At 47.9% G+C, this 6,317-nt stretch carries 6 protein-coding genes; 5 read left to right on the forward strand and 1 reads right to left on the reverse strand.

What is annotated here, in order from left to right; all coding sequences use genetic code 11:
• Positions 1 to 263: 263 nt before the first annotated feature.
• The 5 genes from JF818_RS09670 to JF818_RS09690 all read left to right on the forward strand — a co-directional run bounded on the left by JF818_RS09670 (position 264) and on the right by JF818_RS09690 (position 4,899).
• Entirely contained in the window at positions 264 to 956 is a 693-nt protein-coding gene (locus tag JF818_RS09670; protein WP_198891807.1) for a response regulator transcription factor, read from the forward strand.
• Between the two features lies 1 nt (position 957).
• A complete protein-coding gene (locus JF818_RS09675; RefSeq protein WP_198891808.1) occupies positions 958 to 2,301 on the forward strand; it encodes a cell wall metabolism sensor histidine kinase WalK in 1,344 nt (447 codons plus the stop codon).
• Between the two features lie 35 nt (positions 2,302 to 2,336).
• Positions 2,337 to 2,783: a hypothetical protein gene (locus JF818_RS09680; protein WP_198891809.1), complete on the forward strand. Its 447-nt coding sequence runs from the start codon at positions 2,337 to 2,339 to the stop codon at positions 2,781 to 2,783.
• A 213-nt stretch (positions 2,784 to 2,996) separates the two neighbouring features.
• Positions 2,997 to 4,355 (forward strand): FAD-dependent oxidoreductase, encoded by a 1,359-nt coding sequence (locus tag JF818_RS09685; protein ID WP_198891810.1) that lies wholly within the window; start codon positions 2,997 to 2,999, stop codon positions 4,353 to 4,355.
• A 67-nt stretch (positions 4,356 to 4,422) separates the two neighbouring features.
• Positions 4,423 to 4,899 carry a flavodoxin domain-containing protein gene (locus tag JF818_RS09690; RefSeq protein ID WP_198891811.1) on the forward strand — a complete coding sequence of 159 codons (477 nt, stop codon included), beginning with the start codon at positions 4,423 to 4,425 and terminating at the stop codon, positions 4,897 to 4,899.
• On the opposite strand, the gene JF818_RS09695 is transcribed toward JF818_RS09690, so the two are convergent.
• Entirely contained in the window at positions 4,889 to 6,184 is a 1,296-nt protein-coding gene (locus JF818_RS09695; protein ID WP_198891812.1) for an L-threonylcarbamoyladenylate synthase, read from the reverse strand. The genes JF818_RS09690 and JF818_RS09695 overlap by 11 nt on opposite strands.
• Positions 6,185 to 6,317: the final 133 nt, after the last annotated feature.

A 6,317-nucleotide genomic window follows, 5' to 3' on the forward strand; every position in this document is an offset into this window, starting at 1 on the left:
TTCGTATAGGCCCCAGGTACTGCTGAAAGGGTGGATGCCCCAGCAGTCCTTGAAGGGGTACGTGATAAGATCCATCGTGGGAGGGTTGCCTCCATTGATGATGTTGCTTCTGCGGTTCTTTAGCTCGCGAGTGATCATGCAGACATGGTAACTGGTACCCTACTGCTGGTTGATGGTGGCTGGACCGCCCTCTAAGATGAAGAGTAGGTAAAGAATAAGAGGAGTGTCTTGTTTTTTGGAACTCACAATCCTATCATCTACCCATGATATATATTGTTGAGGACAATCCAGCAATTGCGGAGACCATCCAAGCTTACTTGCAGTTGGCAGGGTACACCACCGAAGTATTCGGGAAGTGTGAAGGTGTGATTGAAAGTCTGGAATACAAACATCCCCGTCTTTGCATCCTTGATGTGATGCTGCCTGATGGGGATGGCTTTCTTCTGGCCAAGCAGATTCATGCTACAGATGAGAGCATTCCATTCATATTCCTGACCGCTCGTGAATCCGAGAGTGATCGAATCACCGGTCTGGAACTCGGGTCAGAGGATTATATTGTAAAACCATTCAGTCCTAAGGAGTTGGTCTTGCGGGTTCAGGCAATCCTCAGAAGAGTAGAGCAGGGTGGTAAGCAACAAACAGAAGGTGATGTATTTGAATTGGACGGTCATACGCTTCAACTCAATGAACACACCCATGAAGTCGTCCTTGATGGTACATTGCTATCCCTTACGGCGCTTGAATGGAAGATGCTTCTTCTGCTTGCTGAGAACAGCCCCCAGTTGATCACAAGACAGCGTCTCTTGGGTGAATGCCTGGGGTATGTACATGACGGAAGTGACAGAACGATCAACACCCATATGAAGAACCTGCGATCAAAGCTTGGATCAGTTGAATGGATCAAGACAGTGAGGGGATTCGGGTACGCATTTGCGGGGAAACGGAAGGAAAGTTAGGATGAGAAGAACCATTTCCCTGTCAAAGCTGAACTTCCTCCTGGTACTCCTCAGCCTTCTAGTGTTTACCTCCTTACTGTCCCTGATGCTCTTTTTCGGATTGGATGCAACCCAGGATGCCTGGTACTCCCAGCAAACCACTAGCCTGCAGAGACAGATTGAAGAACGGGTCCTGGAAGTCTACAGGCAAGAAGGAACGCTGAGTGAAGGAAGCCTATCCGTTGCATTGGAAGACCTATTGCAACAACCAACCTACCTGATCATCTCCGATACTGGGAGAAACACGCTCTACTCCTACCATAAAACTGATCGCAGTGTTGGAAGGGCGAGGGGGTTTCAGTTTGGACAATTGGAAAACCAGAGGGTACTCCCCATCACCGGTGAGGATGGACAAACCATTGCCTACTATTCCATGCATCTGCCTACCTTTTCCGAGGTAGAAGCCAATGCAATGCTTGTCTCAGCTGCAAAGAATGTACTCATCTGGGCATTGCTTATTTCCTTGCTTGTAGCAGTACTGCTTGCCTTTCTCTTTTTTATCCCCCTCAAGAAGCGGAGTCGGGAACTCACGGAAGGATTGTCCAGTATGGCCAATCGTCAGCGGGATGTTGTATTAAAACAAAGTATGGTGAGTGAGTTTGCAGACATCAGTGAAGCAGCAAAAAAACTCCAGGAAAATTTATTGCATGAGGAGAGGCTTCGTAGTCAGTGGGCTGCTGATATTGCCCATGATCTGAGAAGCCCGGTTACTGTGCTAAGGGGCCAGTTGGAAGGAGTAGCGGATGGAGTCCTGAAACTGGACGAGCATCGTATTGCACTTTTCTTGGCAGAAACGCAGAAGCTTACCTATATGATCAATGACCTCTCTCTTCTGACGCATCTGGAATCCCCTGGCTATGAAGTACATACTGAGCCAGTAAGGGTCGATGAAGTACTCAAGGACCTGCTCTCCCGATTTGAAGTACAAGCAAAGAAGAGAGGAATGGCATTCTCTTACAATGCCTCACCCCTGTTATTGCAAGCCGATTTGAACCTGTTTACCAGACTCATGGACAACTTGATTTCCAATGCTGTGCGATACGGAGATGCTCCTTCCTCTATTGGCATCCATGTTGTGGGTGATTCGGCGGGTAATGCCGTGCAGCTGAGTATTGAAAACGAAGGAGTGATTGAAGAGGCCTTCCTTCCTCGGCTCTTCGATAGGCTCAGCAGAGCTGAGACATCACGTTCCAGTGAAGGTAGTGGACTGGGGCTTTCCATAGTTAAAGCCATTGCTGAAGCTCATGGTTGGAATATTGCCGTGACCAGCGAGAAAAAAACCAAATTTACCCTCTACTTTACCTAATCTTTATCTACTGTTGAAACTCTCTGGACACTACAGTGCGAAACTCTAGTCAAGACAAACAAATTGACTGGAGGTCAAAAAGGAAGAACAACAAACGTATTGGGATGGTAGCCATCCTCCTTATCGTCGGTATCGTAGCACTCAGTGCAACTCCTGCATTCGCACAAGGTAGAGCAGTAGCTCCAGTGCAGGGAAGGGCTGTAGCCGAAGCTCCTCGATCAAGCGTCCAGCAGAACCAGGCTGTACAACAGCGTGTGATGATGATGGATTGTACTGCAGAAGATTGTATTTTTGATGAGCTTCCCGCAGAACTGCAGGCCCAGATTGAAGAGAGAAGGGCAGAAGCTGAACTGAGACAGGCTGAAGGTGGTCAGTATCAGGGTGGTGGTCGTGGTCAGAAAGGCAACTCTCCTCAGGGTGGCATGGCCGGTGGCCGTGGACAGAAAGCTGAATCCCCACAAGGTGGATATGGCCGTCGCTAAATCGTAGAACACGTAATCTCCAAGAGGGTCTTCGGACCCTCTTTCTTAATGTAAATATCTGAAATAATGCATATATGATTGGTAATGAAATATAATCATATAACAATATAAATACTTGTATAATAAAGAAAAAAAACACGATTACTGTAAAAATCCCCTTGAGAAACACTACCTCTGGGCGCATACTGACCATAGTAAACGCAAGGAGAGCATATGAGAATTATTGATGTATTGGTTATTGGAGGAGGAGCCTCCGGATTGCAGGCAGCAATCACCACGAAGACTACCTATCCAGAGAAAGAAGTGGTTTTGGTTCGTAAGGAAGAGCAAGTCCTGATTCCTTGTGGAATTCCCTATATTTTCGGAACGCTCAGTGACAGTAGCAAGGATATTCTCCCAGACAAGTTGCTTACCTCAGTAGGGGTTGAGATTGTCGTGGATGAAATGACCGAAATCAAGGTCAAAGAAAGACAATGCGTGTTTGCAAGTGGCGAAACGATGCAGTATTCGAAGTTGATCCTTGCCCTGGGCAGTATCCCCACCAAGCCGGCTTGGCTCAAGGGTGGAGATCTGGAAAGAGTATTCACCATACCTAAAAACAAGGTGTACCTTGACAAGATGCTTGATCAACTCAAGGACCTGAAGGAGATCATCGTCATTGGTGCAGGCTTCATCGGTGTCGAGGTGTCTGATGAGCTGAACAAGAAAGGGTACCATGTCACCTTGTTGGAAATTGAGAAAGCAATCCTCAATCGTGCCTTTGATGATGAATTCGGAGCCCTTGCCCAGGAACATCTTGAAGAGCGTGGGGTGAAGGTCATTACCGGCAAGGGAGCCAGTGAGATCAAGGGAAAGGATGGAAAGGTCAGTGAGGTTATTCTCACCAGTGGTGAACATATCAAGGCTGATGCGGTAATCCTATCCATGGGATATGCACCCAATACTGCAATTGCAAAAGCAGCAGGCATTGAACTCAACGAGTTTGACTTCATCAAGACCTGTGAATATATGCGTGTATTGCCCTGTACCAGTGATATCGTTGCGGTAGGGGACTGTGCAGAGAAACGTGATTTTGTTACCAGGAAACTTGACCGTACGATGCTTGCCTCCACTGCATGTGCAGAAGCCAGGACAGCAGGGATGAACCTCTATTCTTTGAGCCCTTGTAAACCATTCACGGGGACCATTGCCATTTACTCTACAGCTATTGGCAATCATGCTTTTGGTACTGCAGGTATCACTGAGGCACGTGCCGCTGCAGAGGATTTCTCCGTCATCTGTGGCAGTTTTACCGGTATGGATACCCATCCCGGAAACCTCGAGCACTCCCACAAGCAGATGGTGAAACTTATTGTTGCCAGCGATTGTGGCATGATTCTCGGTGCAGAGGTGTATGGCGGTACTAGTATTGGGGAGTTGACCAACGCAATTGGTTTCCTTATTCAGAATCGTGTAACGGTCAAGCAGCTCCTTACGATGCAAATCGGTACGCAACCCTTGTTGACTGGTTCTCCTGCAGGATATCCTTTGATCAAGGCAGCCGAAGTGGTCGTAAAGAAGATGCGCTGTTAGGCATTTTCATTGATTTCTCTTTTGCCCTGTGTATGCTATAGTTAGCAGGGCAAAGGAGAGGTAACCTATGAAAACACTCATCATCTATGCAACTCGATATGGTACGACCGGGACCTGTGCGAATCTACTCAGTGATGCACTGGAAGGGGAGGTCGTATTACAAAACCTTGCAGATAATCCCACGGTTGATCTTGCCGGGTTCGAGACTGTTGTCGTAGGAAGCCCTGTCTATGCAGGTAGGATTAACAAACGGGTTAAGCGTTTTTGCAGTGACCATGAATCGACCTTACTGGGTAAGCGTTTAGGGCTCTTTACCTGTGATATGGAAGAAGGGGAAGGAAGTATCAAGCAATTGGATCATTGCTATGCCCCTCCCTTGGTTGCCCATGCATTGGTGAAAAACAGTTTTGGAGGGCAGTTCCTGTTCTCCCATATGGGATGGTTCACCAAAAAGATGATCAAGATGATGAGCAAGAGTGATGAGGATGTAAAACGAATCCAATATGACGCAATCAAGGAATTTGCCGACGTACTCAACAGCTAGGCTGTGCTTTCTTCGTTGCTGCCTTTCTCAATCGATTGTTGATTGCTACCCCGATTCCCTGTTCAGGCAACAGGGAACATACCATGAAACGTAGTCCCATGGAATCAAGCTTCCTGATCGCCCAATAGAGTCTCATTGCGGCTTTCTCGTTGTCCTTGTCTTCACTGATGTAGGCCACAGGGCCTTTGAACGAAACACCAATATCCTCAGACAGTAATACGCCCACATCCTCACATCCTTGGTACTGACGAACGTCATCAACCAGATAGAGTGGGGTCGTTGGGGCATAGTGCGATTCCAGCAATCCTGGGCTTTCCATCTTTGTGTCGGTAGGCCCAGCCTGTTTTGCCATGGCAACCTCGCCAAGCAAGGGCTTGAGCTCTTCACATCCGATTTTTCCTGGTCTGAGAATGGTGGGAATGGGTGTATGCAACGCAAGTACTGTTGATTCAATACCTACTGTACAGGCACCCCCGTCAAGGATTGCTGATATCCTGCCTGAGAGTTGCTCTCTCACATGCTCTGCAGTGGTAGGGCTGGTATATCCAAATCGGTTGGCGCTTGGCGCTGCAATTGGCTTACCGCTTGCCTTGATCAGGGCAAGGGCCAATGGGTTTGCAGGCATTCTTACCGCTACCGTCTCGCTTCCTGCCGTAACTATGTCGGCAACCTGGGGGTGTTTCTTCATTACCAAGGTAAGGGGGCCGGGCCAAAATTGTTCCATGAGGGCTTTTGCTTGGTCACTAACTTCAGCGACCAAGCCATCAAGTTGCGACAATTCAGCAATATGGACAATGAGAGGATCAAAGAATGGTCGTTCCTTGGCAGCGAAAATCCCCCTGACTGCTTCTTCGTTGGTGGCATCCCCGCCTAGTCCATATACAGTTTCGGTTGGGAAAGCTACCAGCTTTCCTTCAGCGAGTAGTTTCGCATCCTCTTTGATCAATCGGGGGAGGTCTATAGCAGGGTTTGGGTACAAACGGGTATAGGTGTAAGCATCTTCCAAGGTATGGAAGTGGAAGGTGAGATAGGGAGTAGTAACACCTGAGAGTGGACAGTAACAGGTAAGCGTCAGATTCTCCCCCAGCAGGTAAGACGCTTTCTCCTTTTCAAGGAGTGTTAACGGCTCCTCAGTTTCTATGAAAGAGAAGGCAGAATACAGCTTCTGGTAGTGCTCTGCGCTCTTGTGCTCTTCTGGCTTATACACCACCAGTAAGCTTGCAGAGGCAAAATTGTTTGCAGTACATTGTACTAGCATGGAAACAGGTACCATAGTGGTATGCATGATAAAAAAGCCCTCCCGAGTGCTCTTACGTGAGCGTATCGCAAAGCGAGGGTTTCTTGCAAGTGAAGGAGAATGAGATGGTGGTAAGAGCGTACAGGGAGACTGACATTCCTAGGATGAGAGCCATCTGGAA

Origin of the sequence: Sphaerochaeta sp. S2 (assembly GCF_016406725.1) — a bacterium.
In the GTDB taxonomy this organism is placed as follows: Bacteria; Spirochaetota; Spirochaetia; order Sphaerochaetales; family Sphaerochaetaceae; genus Sphaerochaeta.

Excerpts from the sequence above, each read along its gene's own strand:
- JF818_RS09695 (WP_198891812.1), bottom strand. The coding sequence starts at position 6,184 with ATGCATACCACTATGGTACCTGTTTCCATGCTAGTACAATGTACTGCA.
- JF818_RS09670 (WP_198891807.1), top strand. The coding sequence starts at position 264 with ATGATATATATTGTTGAGGACAATCCAGCAATTGCGGAGACCATCCAA.
- JF818_RS09675 (WP_198891808.1), top strand. The coding sequence starts at position 958 with ATGAGAAGAACCATTTCCCTGTCAAAGCTGAACTTCCTCCTGGTACTC.
- JF818_RS09685 (WP_198891810.1), top strand. The coding sequence starts at position 2,997 with ATGAGAATTATTGATGTATTGGTTATTGGAGGAGGAGCCTCCGGATTG.
- JF818_RS09690 (WP_198891811.1), top strand. The coding sequence starts at position 4,423 with ATGAAAACACTCATCATCTATGCAACTCGATATGGTACGACCGGGACC.